The organism is uncultured Boseongicola sp., assembly GCF_937988555.1.
Lineage (GTDB): Bacteria > Pseudomonadota > Alphaproteobacteria > Rhodobacterales > Rhodobacteraceae > Boseongicola.
Genome location: NZ_CALJXO010000195.1, coordinates 1 through 17,578, shown reverse-complemented (window position 1 = coordinate 17,578; position 17,578 = coordinate 1). Strand labels below are relative to the sequence as shown.

Annotated in this window: 17 protein-coding genes, 1 tRNA gene and 2 pseudogenes; 8 read left to right on the top strand and 12 right to left on the bottom strand. The window is 57.8% G+C overall.

Annotation, left to right across the window (positions count from 1 at the left end):
• A pseudogene (locus Q1B15_RS11200) lies at positions 1-356 on the top strand (recombinase family protein); the annotation flags it as partial.
• Positions 357-536: 180 nt separating this feature from the next.
• On the opposite strand, the gene Q1B15_RS11195 reads toward Q1B15_RS11200, so the two are convergent.
• The 6 genes from Q1B15_RS11195 to Q1B15_RS11170 all read right to left on the bottom strand — a co-directional run bounded on the left by Q1B15_RS11195 (position 537) and on the right by Q1B15_RS11170 (position 6,047).
• A tRNA-Gln gene (locus Q1B15_RS11195) sits at positions 537-611 on the bottom strand.
• Positions 612-691: 80 nt separating this feature from the next.
• Positions 692-2,362, bottom strand: coding sequence for a capsule biosynthesis protein (locus tag Q1B15_RS11190; RefSeq protein WP_299753825.1), 1,671 nt, complete (start codon positions 2,360-2,362; stop codon positions 692-694).
• Positions 2,337-2,999 carry an ATP-binding cassette domain-containing protein gene (locus Q1B15_RS11185; protein WP_299753824.1) on the bottom strand — a complete coding sequence of 221 codons (663 nt, stop codon included), beginning with the start codon at positions 2,997-2,999 and terminating at the stop codon, positions 2,337-2,339. Before Q1B15_RS11185 ends, Q1B15_RS11190 begins: the two co-directional genes overlap by 26 nt.
• Positions 3,000-3,342: 343 nt before the next feature.
• The gene (locus tag Q1B15_RS11180; protein WP_299753823.1) at positions 3,343-4,608 is read right to left on the bottom strand and encodes a Na+/H+ antiporter NhaA; all 1,266 of its coding nucleotides are present in this window, start codon (positions 4,606-4,608) and stop codon (positions 3,343-3,345) included.
• Positions 4,609-4,678: 70 nt separating this feature from the next.
• Entirely contained in the window at positions 4,679-5,704 is a 1,026-nt protein-coding gene (locus tag Q1B15_RS11175) for a permease (RefSeq protein WP_299753822.1), read from the bottom strand.
• Complete coding sequence (locus Q1B15_RS11170; RefSeq protein ID WP_299753821.1) at positions 5,697-6,047, bottom strand: metalloregulator ArsR/SmtB family transcription factor; 351 nt, start codon at positions 6,045-6,047, stop codon at positions 5,697-5,699. Before Q1B15_RS11170 ends, Q1B15_RS11175 begins: the two co-directional genes overlap by 8 nt.
• A 79-nt stretch (positions 6,048-6,126) precedes the next feature.
• Between Q1B15_RS11170 and Q1B15_RS11165 the strand changes: the two genes are divergently transcribed.
• Together Q1B15_RS11165 and Q1B15_RS11160 are read left to right on the top strand one after the other, a co-directional pair.
• Positions 6,127-6,729 carry a uracil-DNA glycosylase family protein gene (locus tag Q1B15_RS11165; RefSeq protein ID WP_299753820.1) on the top strand — a complete coding sequence of 201 codons (603 nt, stop codon included), beginning with the start codon at positions 6,127-6,129 and terminating at the stop codon, positions 6,727-6,729.
• Positions 6,726-7,508 (top strand): SseB family protein, encoded by a 783-nt coding sequence (locus Q1B15_RS11160; protein WP_299753819.1) that lies wholly within the window; start codon positions 6,726-6,728, stop codon positions 7,506-7,508. The genes Q1B15_RS11165 and Q1B15_RS11160 overlap by 4 nt, the downstream gene beginning before the upstream one ends.
• A gap of 6 nt (positions 7,509-7,514) precedes the next feature.
• Here Q1B15_RS11160 and Q1B15_RS11155 read toward each other — a convergent pair whose 3' ends face one another.
• The 6 genes from Q1B15_RS11155 to Q1B15_RS11130 form a co-directional block, all read right to left on the bottom strand.
• Entirely contained in the window at positions 7,515-8,444 is a 930-nt protein-coding gene (locus Q1B15_RS11155; RefSeq protein WP_299753818.1) for a glyoxylate/hydroxypyruvate reductase A, read from the bottom strand.
• Positions 8,441-9,586: a rod shape-determining protein RodA gene (gene rodA, locus Q1B15_RS11150; protein WP_299753817.1), complete on the bottom strand. Its 1,146-nt coding sequence runs from the start codon at positions 9,584-9,586 to the stop codon at positions 8,441-8,443. The genes Q1B15_RS11155 and rodA overlap by 4 nt, the downstream gene beginning before the upstream one ends.
• Positions 9,583-11,526: a penicillin-binding protein 2 gene (mrdA, locus tag Q1B15_RS11145; RefSeq protein WP_299753816.1), complete on the bottom strand. Its 1,944-nt coding sequence runs from the start codon at positions 11,524-11,526 to the stop codon at positions 9,583-9,585. Before mrdA ends, rodA begins: the two co-directional genes overlap by 4 nt.
• Positions 11,523-12,062: a rod shape-determining protein MreD gene (locus tag Q1B15_RS11140; protein ID WP_299753815.1), complete on the bottom strand. Its 540-nt coding sequence runs from the start codon at positions 12,060-12,062 to the stop codon at positions 11,523-11,525. Before Q1B15_RS11140 ends, mrdA begins: the two co-directional genes overlap by 4 nt.
• Positions 12,055-12,969, bottom strand: a complete 915-nt coding sequence (mreC, locus tag Q1B15_RS11135; protein WP_299753814.1) for a rod shape-determining protein MreC — start codon at positions 12,967-12,969, stop codon at positions 12,055-12,057. The genes Q1B15_RS11140 and mreC overlap by 8 nt, the downstream gene beginning before the upstream one ends.
• 71 nt (positions 12,970-13,040) lie before the next feature.
• Positions 13,041-14,075, bottom strand: a complete 1,035-nt coding sequence (locus Q1B15_RS11130) for a rod shape-determining protein (protein WP_299753813.1) — start codon at positions 14,073-14,075, stop codon at positions 13,041-13,043.
• 357 nt (positions 14,076-14,432) lie between these two features.
• Here Q1B15_RS11130 and Q1B15_RS11125 point away from each other — a divergent pair, with 357 nt between their 5' ends.
• The 5 genes and pseudogenes from Q1B15_RS11125 to Q1B15_RS11105 all read left to right on the top strand — a co-directional run.
• Positions 14,433-14,639 carry a hypothetical protein gene (locus tag Q1B15_RS11125; RefSeq protein ID WP_299753812.1) on the top strand — a complete coding sequence of 69 codons (207 nt, stop codon included), beginning with the start codon at positions 14,433-14,435 and terminating at the stop codon, positions 14,637-14,639.
• Positions 14,636-15,820 carry a histidine kinase dimerization/phospho-acceptor domain-containing protein gene (locus Q1B15_RS11120; protein WP_299753811.1) on the top strand — a complete coding sequence of 395 codons (1,185 nt, stop codon included), beginning with the start codon at positions 14,636-14,638 and terminating at the stop codon, positions 15,818-15,820. The genes Q1B15_RS11125 and Q1B15_RS11120 overlap by 4 nt, the downstream gene beginning before the upstream one ends.
• A gap of 17 nt (positions 15,821-15,837) precedes the next feature.
• Positions 15,838-16,098 (top strand): hypothetical protein, encoded by a 261-nt coding sequence (locus Q1B15_RS11115; protein ID WP_299753810.1) that lies wholly within the window; start codon positions 15,838-15,840, stop codon positions 16,096-16,098.
• Positions 16,028-16,249 (top strand): helix-turn-helix domain-containing protein, encoded by a 222-nt coding sequence (locus Q1B15_RS11110; protein ID WP_366141709.1) that lies wholly within the window; start codon positions 16,028-16,030, stop codon positions 16,247-16,249. Before Q1B15_RS11115 ends, Q1B15_RS11110 begins: the two co-directional genes overlap by 71 nt.
• Before the next feature lie 215 nt (positions 16,250-16,464).
• A pseudogene (locus tag Q1B15_RS11105) lies at positions 16,465-17,445 on the top strand (TAXI family TRAP transporter solute-binding subunit); the annotation flags it as partial.
• Between the last annotated feature and the right edge of the window lie 133 nt (positions 17,446-17,578).

Here is a 17,578-nt window from a genome sequence, read left to right as displayed (position 1 = left end):
AAGGGCTGACCATCCGGGCGCCGTTCCGTCAGCGCCGGCGCGGCGTGGAGCTGAAGCTGATCGTCGACAATCCATCCTCACATCGGGATGACACGCTCATCCGGAACATCACACTGGCCCATGCCTGGTTTGGTGATCTGCGTGCCGGGTCCGGTTATGGGGATATTGCAGAGCGCGCCGGGACCTCGAAGCGCCGCATCATGCAGGTGGTCGACCTGGCCTTCCTGGCACCTGACCTCACCGCAGAAATCCTCGATGGCACACAGCCTGCATTGCTCACATCAGACCTTCTGATCAAGCGGGGCGTACCGTCAGACTGGGCTGAGCAGCGGCGGCTCTTCGACTCGCTGCGCTAAACGCACCAATCCCCAAATCCAAACCTGCTACCGGAACAAAGCGGAACAGAGACAGGCCCTATTTCCGGGCCAGAAACCGCGTCCCGGAGACGCCTTAAGCAGAACGTCATCGGCCTAACTGCTCGGAATGTCGGGGCAATTGCCGCAGGCTCTCGAAATGGTCGGAAAGGATGGACTGCCTGGCTGGGGTGGTAGGATTCGAACCTACGGTACACGCTACCAAAAAGCGTTGCCTTACCACTTGGCTACACCCCAACAAGCTGGCGTTACTTACTCAGAGACATTGCCCAGTGCAAGGCCCGGATACGGAAAAACCTCAGCCAAGCAAACCTAACCTAACTTGACACCTGCTCGCGCAGCACCGCGGCTGTCAGCGAGACCAGAAGATATATCGCCGACATGATCAGCAAGGTGATCAGCGTGTTCTCGAAAACTCGTGGATATGTTGGCTCGTCAGGCGGGATCGGTGCCACGCCGATCGACAGGAAACGCACCTGACGCATCGCTTCAATCCGCGCGGCTTCCATGGATTGCAGCGATTCCTGCATCATCATTGTGCGCGTCTCAAGATCGACTTCGGCCATACGCAGCCGCGCTGAAATAGACGCCAATGACCCCTGCGACCCAATTTCCGACGTCATCTGAAGCCGAAGGTCCCCGATCAGGTCAGACAAACGTCCGATATCGCCCTCGACTCCGGCCACACGCGCCGCGTTTGGCTCCGCATTATCGAGTAGCTGCTGTAACTGAAGGCGCTTCTCCGCGAACTGAATTTCGAAATTGCTGATCTGGCTCATTAGAGCGGCTGTTTCCGACGCCGGGTCCATAACTCCAAGCTGCTCCTGCAGGGTCAGAACACGCTCCTGCGCGGCCACCATCTTGGCTTCGGCTTCGTCAAAGCTTTCGCGTGACCCACGCATCTGATCTCCGCGCTTGCGGTCGGTCACACTGTCAACGCGCGCCTCGGCGTAGCTGATCAGCGCCTCGGAAAACACGCGGCTCATCTCTGGGGTCAGTGCTGAGACCTCCATCCGTAACACGCCCTCCGACGGGTCGTACCCCACAACTACGTTGTTGCTGTAATGCGAGAACACGTCCTCGTTTGAGGCATCGACCGGCAGTCGCTGGATCACGTCGACAGTCTCGGCACTGAAGTGGCCGCGATAGTCGTGATCTTCGTTCAGTTTACCCATGGCTTCACGCGAGGTCAGGAAGTCCTGAACCATGATCGAGTCCTGGCTGGTCGCCATCGAGGTGCCGCCCAAAAGCCCAGGAGACGGCCCCGCAGCGTCCGCCTGCTGGACAATGAACTCGGACTTTGTCGCGTAGCTTGGCGTGGCCACAAACGCGAAATATATCCCCGCAAGAAACGTCGGCAAAAACACAAAAACCGCCAGGCGCGTCGCAAGGAAGACCAGGTTTCGGCGACGACGACGCACGATATCGCGCTGGATGCGCTCCAACTCATGCATCTGGAACCCAGCATCCGACGCAGGTGCGCCGGGCAGCTTGGCATCAGCGTCGACCTTTTGGGGTAAATTTTTGACCATATCATTTGGCTTGGACTTCGGCGCGCCCTGCGGGTTGGCCGTGGGTTTTGACCGTGCACGGGGCGCCTCACCGGTTGGGGTCTGCGCACTTGGGGTGCGCTTCGAATTGGGTTTCGCCGTGACCAGTTCAAGCATATTTGCACGATCAAAAGGATCAATGCCCCGCGCCCGCAAAAGTCGCACTGCGTCAAAATCTGATTTTGGCGAAAGGCCGTTTTTCTGTGCCAGACGACGCGCCATCCGAAGCTGCCGCCCCGTCAGACCTTCGCGGCGAATTTCCGCAATGCCTTCTTCGCTCGCAACGGTTTCAGACTCGGCCCTTGCAGAACCAGGAAAGGCCTGATCCCCAAAGCCGTCGTCACCCGGCGCAAACGGCATGTCATAGCCCGCTTGCTGTGGCGTTGCACTGGCGTCGCGGCGGATGCGAAATTTAGGCGCTTTGGGCTTCGTAGTCATAGAGCTCTCTTGCCTCTTCCAGCGAGTCAAACATGTGAAGCGAGCCGTTCCTTAGAACCGCCGCCGATTTGCAGAATTTTTCGAGCGTCTCCGCCTGGTGGGACACGATAACGACCGTGGCAGTCTTCAAGCGCTCGCGCAGGATCATTCCAGCCTTGCGATTGAACTCGACGTCCGTGGTGCCGGGCATGCCTTCGTCGATCAGGTAGATGTCGAAATCCAGAGCAAGCAAAAGCGCAAAGCTGAACCGACCGCGCATCCCCGAACTGTAGGTGCCAACCGGCATGTCGAAATATTCTTCCAGCCCACATACCCAGCGGCAGAAGGCCTCGAGGTAGTCGGGATCTTTGCCGTAAAGCCGCGCGATGTAGCGCGCGTTTTCCATAGCGGAAAGCTTACCGATGATGCCTCCCATGAACCCAAGCGGGAACGAAATACGCGAGCGGCGGATGATCTCGCCCTCGTCAGGCTTTTCCAGCCCACACATCATGTTGATCAATGTGGTCTTGCCGGTACCGTTCGGTGCAAGGATGCCAAGAGATGTGCCCAGCTCAATACGAAAGCTCGCCTGGTCAAGAATGACCTTGCGCCGTTCGCCCGTCCAAAAGGACTTGCTGACGTTCCTGAACTCGATCATCCGACGATCCGCCGATGCCCCAATTTACCAACAGTTAACTCTGTTGTCCTGCCAGACCTTTCATGGCCCTTTGGCGACATTATGGCGGAGCTTTCGCCCAAAGGGAATCACCGTTTCGTGCCTTGCTCAGATACGACGGCGATGGGTGCGCGCAGACACAGTGACCCGCTCCATGGAAATATAATGAATTCAGAGACTTTCGCGACATGGGCAACATTCGTGGGGCCAAACACCTGGCGTTTTACGGGTGTGATCTCGGTTATGGTGTCGCGTCGAAATCAGGACCCTGGGCGATTTTCAGCCGAAATCGCCCAAGCCTCATCGCGCATTGCCGCCACAACGCTCAATGCGAGACTTTCTGCACCCGTGTCACGATCCCGGCGATAACCGCAACAATCGCAGCACCGAAACTGAATAAAGCCCCCATCTTGGCAGCATCCTGCACATCTCCCGGCGGGAAAGCGACCGTCGCGATAAAGAGTGACACCGTGAAGCCAATTGACGCGGCGCAGCCGATCACAAACAGATCAATCGTCCGCATTCCTTGCGGCAGCCCAAGCTTCATCGGATGCGCCGCGATATAGCCAAACAGAAAGATGCCCAAAGGCTTCCCGATCATTAGGCCTGCCAGGACCAGCCAAGTTGGCTCCGAGATCGAGGAGAATTCGACGCCGGCATTCACCAGACCAAAGAAGAACAACAAAATCTCGACCGGATACTTCAGGATATGCTCGCAGTGGTTCAATAGATCGGTCAGATAACGCTCGGCCTCGCTGAAGAGGCCGAAAGCACGATCCGCGTGGGGCAATGTCGGCACAATGGGTAAAAGGCCCAGCGCGGGTTGCAGACCACTTTCCTGAAAGCCATACCAACTCAGGCAACCGGCAATCAGATACGGCCAGAAGCTCAGTTTCTCGCGCACCCATGTCGATTTTTTGCGGAGCTGGTCGCCGTGGTCCATCTTCCGTGGCAACCGGTTAAAGAGACCGTAAACGCCGATCGCCGCAGCAAGAGACAGCAAAAGCCACGCAGGGACGAGCGTTTCAAGCGGATAAAAGACCGCCAGAATAATCAAGCCAGCCGCGTCATCGGCAATGGCCAGCAACAACAAGAACCGCACCGCAGGATGGCCCGCACCAAAGACAATCCGTCCGACTAGGTAGCTGAACGCGATGTCCGTTGCGGTCGGAATTGCCCAGCCGTTGGCAACCGCGTCATAAACGTCAGACCCAAGAAATGCGGCCAGTCCAAGAAAGACGGTGATGGGACCAACCATCCCGCCAACCGTCGCAATCAAAGGCGTCGCAACCTTTTTGCCGCGAAGTGAGCCGTTTTTCAGGATCACCGCTTCCCAGACTTCCTTGGCGGCAATGGCAAAGAAGAACGCCATCAACACGTCATTCACAAGATAATGAAGCTTCAGAGACCGGTATTCGACACGCCCCGCTTCATCAAGATGGGGATGACCGATGAAAAAATCGTGGGCAAACTCAAAGTCGACGAAGTGGGAATAACTTGATGCATCTGTATTCGCCCAGACCAGCGCGATGAGCGCGCCTAAAATCAGCATCAGCGAATAGTCGGTAACAAAGCTCCAGACGCGATACATCCGGGGGCCCCCCGTTCTTTTTCAACATGATAGACCATGCCAAAAACGATAGGGCAATAGGAGTGCTACATCACATCACACTTGCGCTCCACACCAAACCGGCAAGAACCGAGCCGACAAGAGCGATCGCAAGATAGGCCATAAATACCCGCGGCTTAACCAAGGCCCAGACGGCGACGGCGGCCGGAATACAACTGACACCTCCTGCCAAAACGAACGACATGGCTGCGCCAGGCGCCATTCCTTGTGCCAACAGCGCATCGACCAGCGGCACAGCCGCATAGCCGTTTAGATAGGCAGGCGCGCCCACCAATGCGCCCATGACGACGGGCCAGACCCCCTGTCCACCTAAGAATCCGGCGATCCATTCAGACGGGATATAGCGCAGCATCAGAGCCTCAAGCATGTAAGCCAAAAGCAACCATTTTCCGAGGAAAAGCGCGTTCTCGACAACAGTATCGCGGAACACTGCCCTACGGTCGGCCTCGCCCCAGAACCGCCACTCAACCGCGCCACTGAAGGGGGACGGCCCACATCCGCAGCACCCGGACTGCTGCTTTGGACGCAGCGGATCGGCAAAGACGGGTGATTGCGCAAACAGATACACCGTGGCGCCGCCTAAAAGGCCCAACCCGACGGCAGACACGGTTTTAGCAACTGCAAACGGCATGCCCAAGGTTCCGGCCGTTATGAAAAACATCGCCGGGTCCATCAACGGTGACGATAACCAAAACGCCATCACCGCCGACAACGGCGCGCCGACCGCAAGCAAGGCGGCAATGAACGGAATGACTTCGCAGGAGCAAAACGGTGACAGTCCACCAAGCAAAGCCGCCATAACGATCATGCGGCGCTCGCGACCCTCAAAGGCCTTCGCAAGCAATGCTTCCGCGCCGCTCGCCTTAAGATATCCGATTGCCAGAACCGCAAATCCAATGAATATTCCGGTCTGCCCCATCGCCTCAAGGGCGAAGCGAAACGTCTCGATTGCCTGGACCGGATCAAACACGGCGATGACAAAGGGAAGCGCCAGAACAAAGCACCAGACGCGGTCAATTTTCCAGCGGGGTGCGGGGGTTTGCGTGGTTTCAGCCATGGTTTGCCTCATGCGTGTCGTGTGGCTGAGGGCTATCTGCGCAACATTCTTTCAAAAGAAACGCGGCAATATCCTGCATCCGCGCGAAATCGACGCCGATACAAATAATCTGCCGGCCCCGCCGCTTTTGATCCACAAGGCCGGCCGCTGCCAGGATTTTCATATGATGCGTCAGCGTCGACCCCGTGACGCCGGACCGTGCCCCAAGCTCGCCGATTGTTAGCCCTTCCGGGCCCGCGCGCACCAAAACGCGCAACACGTGCAATCGCTGCTCGGATCCAAGGGCGGCAAATGTCGACGCTGCCCGCGTGACATCAAGGGATGCGGTATTTTCATGTTTCATATTTCTATATTTCTAGAATTAACGAAATAAAGTCAAGTGCCAATGGACGTCCATCGTCGACAGCGCTAGGTCGTCCCTCATGAGCGCCGCATTCACTTCTCTTAAAGACGACCTATCGGGCTGCGCCATTTGCGCCGACAGATTTGCCGCGACCGCCACGCACCATACGCCACGCCCTATTGTGTGGTTTGAGAAAAGCGCGCGCATTCTGATCGCCGGCCAGGCCCCCGGCACAAAGGTTCACGAGGCAGGTATTCCGTTTCAGGACCGATCGGGTGATCGACTGCGCGACTGGCTCGCCATTGACGCCGAAGCGTTTTACGACAGGTCGCGTATTGCGATTGTCCCGATGGCTTTTTGCTTTCCGGGCTATTCAACGACGGGATCAGACCTTCCCCCACCTGCGATCTGCGCAAAAACTTGGCGCTCGCAGATCATGGATCACCTTACCGATCTGCGCCTGACGCTCCTGATCGGCGGGTATGCGCAAAAATGGCACCTTGGCGCGGATAAGGCTTCAAATGTCACCGGGACTGTCCAGAATTGGCAAGATCACTTGCCGAGTGCCATCCCACTCCCTCACCCAAGCTGGCGCAACACCGCTTGGCTAAAGGCCAATCCCTGGTTTGAGACCGATCTTCTCCCTGTCCTTCGTTCTCGCGTTCAAAAGGCCCTGTTATGACCCACACCGCACTCGACACAGCCCACATCGCGATGGAGGCCAGCCCGGATGACGACACCGCGCGCCTTGCGTTCTACGAACGCCTTGCCGACAGCGAGTTGTTCATTCTGTTAGAGAAGGAAGCCGAGGGCGACCAGATCGAGCCGCGCTTGTTTGAAACAGAAGACGTCCGGCTCGTGCTTGTGTTTGACCGGGAATATCGCCTAACCGATTTCGCCGAGGGGCCCGCACCCTATGCCGCGCTTTCGGGGCGCAGCCTGACGGATATGCTTAACGGACAGGACATCGGGCTTGGCGTTAACCTTGGGGTGGCACCTTCGTCGATCATCATTCCGGCTGCTGCCGTGTCGTGGCTGCATCAGACGCTTGGCGACAGCCCCGAAGAAGTCGCCGAGACGCCGGAAGAAATCGGCGCACCGGTTGGATTGCCGGAACGTCTGATCACCGGCCTTGATACGAAACTGGCGCAGGCCGCAGGCCTTGCCCGGTTCGCGTACCTGACGACCGTGACCTACAAAAGTGGTCAGCGCAGCCACATGCTTGCTTTCATCGACACGCTTGCGGGCGCAGAGGCGACCCTTGCCGGCGCCGCCCGCGAAGCGCTTGTATTTTCCGGGCTGGATGCGGGCGAAATTGACGTTGCTTTCTTTACCGCCAGCGACCCAATGGCGGCAAAGCTTGCAAAGGCTGGTCTGCGATTTGATTTGCCCGAGGCCGTACAGGCGAGAGCGCCCGGCGCACCCGGCATGGACCCCAACACGCCACCCCGCCTTAAATAAAGCAGCTTAGTATCCGGCGCCGCGATCCACGACATGCAACATCGGCAAGCCCGCCTCTGAACGACCGATATTGTCCGCCACAAGCCGGGCCGCGCTGGCCGGTCGCGTGTCGGAGGCAATATGCGGCGTCACGGTGACCTGTGGATGCGCCCAAAAGGGATGATCCTTGGGCAAAGGCTCGATACGGAAAACATCAAGCGTTGCGTGGGCGACCTGACCACGGCCCAACGCCGCCAAAAGCGCATCATCGTCAATCAACGGGCCACGGCCTGGATTGATAATACAGGCCCCGGCTGGCAACAGCGCCAATCGCTTGGCATCCAAAACATTGTCCGTTTCCGGCGTTTGCGGCAGCAGAAGAACCACAATCTCACCCGCCCGCAGCGCTTCATCGAGACCCTCTTGCCCGGCCAGACAGCGCACGCCCGCTAGGTCTTTTTGGCGTCTGCTCCAGCCTGTGACTTTGAAATTGAGAGCCGCCAAAGCCTCGGCAACCGCCGCACCCAATGCGCCCAATCCAAGGATTGTGACCGACCTGTCGCGTGCAAGGGGCGGCACGTGAACCGCCCAGTTCGTATCGCTTCGACAGATATCAAGGTCCATACCCAGATGATGGCGCAGCACATGCCCCACGCAATATTCGACCATCCCCTCGCGCAGCCCGAAATCCACCATCCGCGCAAGAGGTGCGTGGAGAGTTTCGTTGCCAACGATCTTTTCCACCCCAGCCCAGAGGCTTTGAACGCCCTTAAGCCGCGTGTAGGGGGTGAAATCCTTCAGCCATCCTGTCGGCGCGTAAACGATGTAGTCGACTTCAAGCGGGTCGGCTTCGCCTACCAGATTGACCTCTAATTCGGCCGCCGCAAATGCATCGCGCAATGCCTGCGAAAATTCATCCCAGTCCCGGTCGGGTGCTGCAAAGAGGACGGTGATCATCGGCTTCGCGGCCTATGAATATGCGCAGACTGAACAAGCCCGAATGCCCCCATCAAAACCAGCATGGCGGAGCCTCCAAAACTTACCAGGGGCAGGGGAACGCCGACGACGGGTACAAGCCCCATGACCATCGACATATTGACTGCGAAAAACAGGAACAACGTTGCCGCCACGCCCAGCGTCAAAAGTGCTCCGAACCGGTCGGAATTTTGGATCGCGGACGCGACGCAAAACAGGATGATCAACCCGTAGAGGACAAGAAGGGAGAACCCGCCGATAAATCCAAATTCTTCGGCAAGCGTCGTGAAGATAAAATCGGTGTGCTTTTCGGGAAGAAAGTTTAGCCGCGACTGCGTGCCTTGCATAAAGCCTTTGCCAGCCCAACCACCGGACCCAAGCGCAATCTTCGACTGGGTGATGTGATAGCCTGCCCCCAAAGGGTCCATCGACGGGTCAAGAAAAGTGTCAATGCGGCGGAACTGGTAGTCCTTCAATAGCTGCCAATCCGTGCCGCGTGACGAGAAAATGGCGGCCACCAGGCCCACTCCAGCCGCAATGACGGCGATGAAATACCACCACGACACACCGGCGCAGAACATCACAATACCGCCGCCTGCGACCAAGAGGATGGCCGTGCCAAGGTCCGGCTGTTTCAAAACCAAAGCCGTTGGCATCAAGATCAGGCCAACCGGCGCCAGAACCCAAAACGGGCGCGAGACCTTCGACATCGGCAACCAGTCGTAATAGGCGGCCAAGATCATCACGAGGGCGATTTTCATCACTTCAGAGGGCTGCAAACGCATAAAGCCAAGGTCGATCCAGCGTTGGGCACCCATGCCGACCGTTCCGAAGAATTCGACAAGCAAAAGCAAACCAAGCGCCCCAAGATAGGCAAGCCCGGACATATTGCGCCAGAACCAAATCGGCACCATACCGACCGTCAACATCACGATAAATCCAAGCGCGAAGCGCTTCATCTGCGGCTCGGCCCAACGGCCAGTTTCACCGCCCGCCACCGACGTCAGCATCAAGAAACCCACGCATGCCACCGCCGTCAGCAGCAAAGCAATAGCCCAGTTCGCATGCAGTATCTTGCGCGCCCCTGAGGGGACTGTCTGGACCTTATACTCAAGATAACTCATGCGCGGCTCGGTGCTTTCGGAGGCTCTTGGCGTGGACGGAGCGGAAGCTCCGACAACATCGTTTTGATCCTCTCACGCTGATCGCTTGGGTAGGCTTCAAGCGGCGGAACATCGCCATACAGCGCATAGAGCAATATATCGCGCGCTGGCGGGGCAGCTGCGCTAGAGCCACCTCCACCATGTTCGACAATCAGCGAAATCGCATACTTCGGCTTATCAAAAGGCGCATAGGCGACAAACACCCCGTGGTCGCGGCGCTCCCATGGGAGTTGATCGTTGCGCACAACTCCGCGCGCGCGTTCCGCCGCTGAGATGTTGCGCACCTGGCTTGTGCCGGTTTTGGCCGCCATCTCGAAGCCCTCGGTCACGATACGTGAGCGGCGCGCGGTGCCGCGACGGCCGTTCGAAACGTTGTACATCGCCTGCTGGATAATCCGCAGATGCCCGGAATTGACGCTCAGCGGTGCGGGAGCTTCAATCGGTTTGTCGACCCCATTGATCGACTTCACCAGCCCGGGCATCACCGCTTTCCCGCTCGCGATCCGCGCGGTCATCACCGCAAGCTGAAGCGGCGAGGTCAGCACATCGCCCTGCCCGATCGCTGTATTCAGCGTTTCGCCAGGGAACCACTGCTCTCCCCGGACCTGAGCTTTCCATTTGGTCGACGGTACGATGCCTTCTCGCACAGCCGATAAGGGCAAATCAAAGCGCTCACCCAAGCCAAACTCGTGGCAAAGAGCTGCCAGATTATCGATCCCGGTGCGTTGGGCTGCTTCATAGAAATAGACGTCGCACGACTGCGTAATCGCCGTATCAAGATCGACCCGACCGTGCCCACCGCGCTTCCAGCAGTGGAACCGGCGGCCGCCGAACGCCATGTACCCGGGACACCAGACGGTCTCCTTGGGGCCAATGACGTTGTGACGAAGGGCGGCAAGCCCAGTCATCATTTTGAACGTAGACCCCGGAGGATAAAGCCCCTGAACCGCCTTATTGAACAGCGGGCGATACTTGTTTTCGGTTAACAAGCTGTAATTTTTTGTCGAAATCCCGCGCACAAAAAGATCAGGATCAAAAGATGGCGAGGATGCCATAGCGACCAGATCGCCGGTCTCGATATCTATCACGACGGCACCAGCGCTTTCAGTCGCAAGCCTTGCCTGCGCAAAATTCTGCAGCCCGTGATCAATTGTCAGCTGCAGGTCGGTGCCGGGTGTATACTCTTCGCGGCCCAGTTCACGCATGACGCGCCCGGCGGCATTCACTTCGATGCGCTTGGTGCCGGCCCGACCGCGCAATTCGGCCTCAAGCTTTGTCTCGACGCCGATTTTTCCAATCTGGAATTTCGGTATCTGCAAAAGAGGATCAGGGCTTTGAAGCTTAGACAGATCATAGTCACTGACCGGTCCGACATAGCCAACGATGTGGGCAAAATCCGCGCCAAGCGGATACTCTCGTGACAGCCCGACGTCCGGCGTGACACCCGGAAGCGCGGGCGCATTGACCGCGACTTCGGCGACATCTTCCCAAGACAACCGATCCGCAATCGTCACTGGAACAAATGGACTGCGTCGGTACATCTCGCGCAGCGATTTCTCCAGCTCATCTTCGTCCAAAGTCACGAGTTGGCGCAACTTCGCGATGGTCTCGTCTACATTCGGGACGTCTTCGCGCACAATAACGATGCGGTAGTTCTGCGTGTTGGTGGCGATCGGCACGCCGTTGCGATCATATATGATCCCGCGCGACGGCGGGATAAGGCGCATGTTCACCCGATTCTCTTCCGCGAGAAGGCGGTAGTTATCGGCCTCTTCGACCTGCATCTGACGCATCCGTAGGCCGAGAACAGACATGAACCCCAGCTGAAGCCCGGCCAAAACAAGACCGCGACGGGTCACCCGGCCCGCGCTTTCCTCAGTTTCTTTCGATGACTTTTTCATTGCCTGTGCCCCAAACGGTCAACTTCGCCCGGTGCAATCTTTCTAATCCCTATGGCGCGGGCTGCAAGAACGACAACGATCGGATAAACAAGAAGTGTGGTAATGAGGCGTATCAACGTCAGACCAAGGCCCGGCTGATCGACAACAAAAACCGCGAGGACCAAGGTATTTGCAAGGAACATAGCGGTAATAATGGCCGAAACAGTCAGCCATTCCGTTAAAAATCCGCTGTCACGCAGCATAAAAGACCGGCGCCGCAATGCCTCAAGTCCGATCACCGCCAAAGCGGTCCAAAGCCCAGGCGGGCGCATGAAAAGCATGTCAGCTATCAAAAAAACCGCCGCCACCATCGCCACCGGCAGATAGTCGGGCCGCCGGACGATCCATGCACAGGCCATAAGCACAAGAATATCCGGCCCCGGGAAGCGACCGGGACCAGGGTGAAGCGGCAGCAGTTTTGCAAATACAACAAGTGCGGCAAGGGCGAGAAACACACCCCGATACGTCCAGCGACCGGCATGGGTGATTTCAGCCATCACTCAAGTCCTCGCTGGCAGGCATCATGGCCGCAGCTTCTGGTAAAAGCGGACCGATCAACGCGGCGTCTCCCCCAATGACTTCGGCTGGACGGCTGCGCAGGACCCGTAAAAATTCCAACCGCTCGTAATCGGCCGAAAGACGCAGACGCAATCGCCCGTCACGCGATAAGACGACGCTCCCAACCAAAAGCCCGGACGGGAATACGCCGCCGTCACCAGATGACACAACCCGGTCACCCGGGCGGACCTCTTCAGGTTCTTCGATGAATTCAAGCACGGGCAGGGTCGAATTGTCGCCCGACAGCATCCCTTGCTGGCCGGAAGGTTGTATCGTAACCGGCACGCGGCTTGCGCTGTCGGTCAAAAGCAACACGCGGCTGGATCGTTGCCCAACACCGGAAATCCGCCCGACAAGCCCTAACCCGTCCGTTACCGCCCAGCCGTCCTTGATCCCGTCTCGTCCCGCGCCGACGTTCAGCAAAATTGATTGGCGGAACGGCGAGCCACTGTCGGCAAGCACCTGTCCGGTGACCACGGTCAGCGCCGGATCAAGTCGCACTTTGTTCAGATCAAGAAGCTTGGCATTCTCTTGTTCAAGCTGAAGAGCGGCTTCTTTCCAGGCCTTCATCTGCTGTAATTCGCGACGCAAATCTTGGTTTTGCTGCTGTAGTCGCGCGTAAGACTGCACGCCCTCGACCAGTTCGACGGTCTTGGTGACCGGCACAAAAGCCCAATCCATTTGAGGAACCACGGCATCAACCAAAGCGGCGCGAAAGCGCTCGGCGCGCGGGCTGTCGATCCGCCACAAAACGAAGACGGCGAATAGAATCAGCACCAGCCCACCGACGAAAAACCGTCGAAGGGGGCGTGCAAATTCCTCAGATGAACCGCTTTGGCGTGCCACGTCGTTTCCTGGTCCGTCCCCCGGGGTGCGAGACTACCACGATCTGTGGAAAACTCGGAACCCCGAGTATGTTAACTGTCGTAATCAATCACGTGCCGCAGTTGTTTTTCGTACTCGAGCGCCTTGCCGGTGCCCAATGCCACGCAATTTAGAGACTCGTCAGCCACGCTGACCGCAAGTCCTGTCTGTTCGCGCAATGCCAAATCAAGCTCACCCAAAAGTGCGCCACCGCCGGTCAGCATAACACCACGATCGACAATATCGGCCGCCAAATCGGGAGGTGTCGCTTCAAGGGCCGTCATAACCGCTTCGCAAATCTGCTGCACAGGTTCGGCCAAAGCTTCGGCCACCTGTGCCTGATTGATCTCGGTTTCTTTTGGCACGCCGTTCAACAAATCACGTCCGCGGATTTGCATCGACTGTCCGCGACCATCGTCGGGCATACGCGCTGTGCCGATAGATGTCTTAATGCGCTCTGCCGTCTGCTCCCCGATCAACAGGTTATGCTGGCGTCGCAGATAGCTGATAATCGCTTCGTCCATCCGGTCGCCACCCACGCGCACAGACCGCGCGTAAACGATATCGCCAAGCGACAGCACGGCCACCTCTGTCGTACCGCCACCAATGTCGACAACCATATTACCCGTCGGATCCGTGATCGGCATGCCGGCACCAATCGCGGCTGCAATCGGTTCAGCAATAAGACCCGCGCGTCGCGCACCAGCCGACAAAACCGACTGGCGAATCGCGCGCTTTTCAACGGGAGTTGCACCGTGCGGGACGCAAACAATCACCTTCGGCTTTGAGAATGTCGTTCGCTTGTGAACTTTGCGGATGAACGCCTTGATCATCGCCTCGGCGACGTCAAAATCGGCGATCACGCCTTCGCGCATTGGCCGGATCGCCTCAATCGAACCGGGCGTGCGACCCAGCATCAATTTGGCATCCGTGCCCACAGCCAGAACTGTCTTCTGGCCGTCCTTTACATGATACGCCACCACCGATGGCTCGTTCAGAATGATACCCCTGCCCTTTACATAGACAAGAGTATTCGCCGTTCCGAGGTCGATCGCCATATCCGTGGAAAACAAACCGCCAAAGGCCATGTTCGGTGCCCCAATCCATTCGTTTGTTGGCCCGCCTGAATGTGCCTGTTGGCGGACTCTTGTGTTATAGGCTCAGCCCCGGCGCTCCGAAAGGGATAGATCGCTCCAACCGGCGCAATTCTGCCGCTGCTGCCTTATTTGATTAACTTCGATTCTATATCAAACCCTAAATATCGGCACCATTGTGACCGAATAGAGAACAATTCGCGACCGCCTTTTCTGCGACGCGGCGTAAGCGCCCCTCTGGGCAAGACATAAAGGACCGGGCATAGGTTCTTTATGGCAGGTTGTGGCACATAGTCGGATCGACAGTGTCGGACGATTCTCATCGGGATCACGGGAATAGCCCTCTGCCTGTTGGCGGGGATTGCCGCCCTGCCCAAGCTTGAGCGGGTGTTTTTGGAGCGCGCGGGCGCTCAAGGCGAAGCAACTTTGCGAATCGCTGTTGAAGGTCTCGATGCGGCGCTTGATCGCTTTCAGCCCTTGCCGAAACTTCTGGCGGAACGTCAAAGCCTGATCAGCCTGCTGAAAGAGCCCACCAATCAGGGTCTCTACCCTTTGTGAACGAGCAACTGCGCCTGACTGCGATGAGCCTTGGGGTCTTCGACGTCTATCTTATGGATATTGGCGGCACCACAATCGCTGCGAGTTCTTATCGCAAAGAGCGCTCATTTGTCGGGCGCAGCTTCGACTATCGTCCCTATTTCGTGCAGGCCGTGGAAGGTGGTCTTGGGCGTTATCTCGCGATGGGCACCACAAGTGGCGAGCGCGGGTATTTCTTCGCCGCCCCGGTCATGGACAACAGGCGTATCCTTGGTGTCATTGCGATCAAGTTCAACGTGAAGCCCTTTGAAGAAGCCTGGAGCGGCGGCGCCAGTGACATTATCGTAACCGACCTTTCCGACATCATCTTTATGTCAAAGCGGGAAGACTGGCATTTCAGAACGCTGGCGCCACTTCGGGGCGAAGTCTTCAATTTGATCGCCGAAACACGCCAGTATCCGCTGGACCGCTTGCTTCGGCTTGATGTTGAACGCACGGCGATCAACAGTTCGTTTGAATTGATCTCCATCGACGGCGAAGACTTCGTGCTCAGTGCGCAGACCCTGCCGGATGTCGGCTGGAAGGTCTTGCACCTGACACCTGCAGGCCCTGCCCGCACACAGGCGGTTTTTGTGTTTTCGCTGGCGGGGCTTTTAATTCTGCTCACCGTTCTTTCCGCCGCAATCGTCTTGCAACGCCGCCACCGGACGCGCGAGCGAATGGAAGAACAGGAGCGCGCAAATGAGGTGCTTGAACAGCGCATGGAGCAACGCACGTCTGACCTCAATACGGCCAACGCCCAGTTGAAGCTTGAAGTGGCCGAGCGCACCGCGACCGAAGAACGCTTTCGGAGTACGCAAAAGGGGCCTATTCAGGCCAGCAAACTTGCGGCTTTGGGTCAGATGTCGGCGGCCCTCAGCCATGAGATCAATCAAACTCTAATGGCTATGAAGGCTTACGCTGAAAACGCGGCGACGTTTCTCGACCGCAATCGTGTGAGTGACGCCCGCGAAAACGTGACGCGGATTTCAAAAATGGCTGACCGTATGGCTGCCTTGTCCGGGCACCTGCGGAACTTTGCGCGCCGCCCTAAAGAAATTGTAGGTCCTGTCGGTATTCTTCTTGTGCTGGATGACGCAATCGAGCTGATGGGCACCCGGCTGCGCGCGGTGAATTCAGAAGCGACCTTCTTTATCGCTTGAATGTTGTCACAATACGCTTGCCAAATCTGTCTGAACGACGCGAAGACATCCCTCGCCTGTTTGTGCAACTCGTCGAAGAGGCGTCAATTCGTTACAAGCGCCCCGCACCGACACTTCCCGGCGCGGTCCTAAGCCGCATCAGCGCCCGTGAGTGGCCCGGCAATGTCCGCGAACTGAGGAACGCCGCCGATCGCTTTGCGCTAGGGCTTGATCTCGACATCGGGGGCGCGAAAGCCGGCGAGGGGCGCACCCCTTTCGGGTCAGTTGGCGACCTATGAGAAAAGTCTGATCGCCGCGGCCATCACCAGTCAGGGCGGAAGTCTGAAGGCGACCTACCAGTCGCTTGGGCTGTCGCGCCGTGCCCTTTATGAAAAGATGCAAAAGCACGGGTTGTCCCAGCAGGATTTTATTGACGACGACACAGATTAGGGTCGGATGGGCGGATTTGCGCACATTCAACGGACGATTTGTGCCGGTTTCTGCACAAGCCGCGCAAGGCGCACGCCTGTTTGCGCAAACGCTTAAACGACATCCCTTGCACTTTACCTCCCCCCTGCAGCACTAGTCCGCTTAATGATGCACCTTTCGGGTCGGCATTTGGGCGAGGCCAGCCGCTACGACTGGCCATCACGGGAGGATACCGTATGAAAGACGTCGCACTGACGGCAGTTGCCGTCGCATTGACCACGACAGTTGCCTACGCAGACGGCCACGTCGACAAGACCGGCTGGCCTGAAAGCTTTACCGTTGGAACCGCGTCACAGGGCGGAACCTACTTCGCCTATGGTTCAGGCTGGGCCAACCTTGTTGCGAACGAGCTTGGCCTTTCTGGCGGTGGCGAAGTCACTGGCGGACCGATGCAGAACATGGCGCTGGTTCACACAGGTGACGCGCAATTCGGCATGACAACAATGGGTCCTGCTGCAGAATCGCTTGCTGGCACCAACCCAAATGCACCCGGCCTGCAAATGTCCGGAGCGTGCGCGATGTTCCCGATGTATCAGACTCCGTTCTCCGTGACGGCTCTGGCGTCGTCCGGCATCACCACGATCGCAGATATTCCTGCCGGGGCGAAAATTGGTTTCGGCCCTGCGGATTCGACGTCTGACACCTACTTCCCGCGCATGATGGAAACGCTTGGCGTTGACTTCGAGCGTCGCAACGGCGGTTGGACTGACCTTGGCAGCCAGCTTCAGGACGGTCTTTTGGATGTCATCGCATTTGCAGCAGGCGTTCCGGTTCCTGCCGTAAGCCAGCTTGAAGTTCAGACCGACGTGAACATCATCGAGTTCACCGAGGCCGAGCAGGAGACCATTCTTCGAGCTTTCCCGGTAAGCCAGTTCGACATTGCATCCAGCACATATACCTCGCTGGACGCCGACGCGCGTTCGGTCAGCATGTGGAACTTCGCGATCGCAAACTGCGACCTGCCTGATAGCTTCGTAGAAGCCGTTGTTGATGTCGTCATGTCGGACAACGCCCGCATGCAGAACATCCACAAGGCAGCCCGGTCTACAGTGCCTGCGAACTACGACAAAAATGGCGTTCTGAAGTGGCACCCGGGTGCGGCCAAGTGGTTCAAAGAAAACGCCGGGGCCGATATCCCTGACGAGATGATCTACGGAATGGAAGGAAGGGTTTCGTCGCGCCTTTGGCGCGGCGATCCACCGGGGGCGTCGCCCCCGGAGCCCCAGAGAATTTCCACCAAGAAGAAGACTGACACGAACCGGTGTTGCGCAAGTGTGGCGCCAAATAACG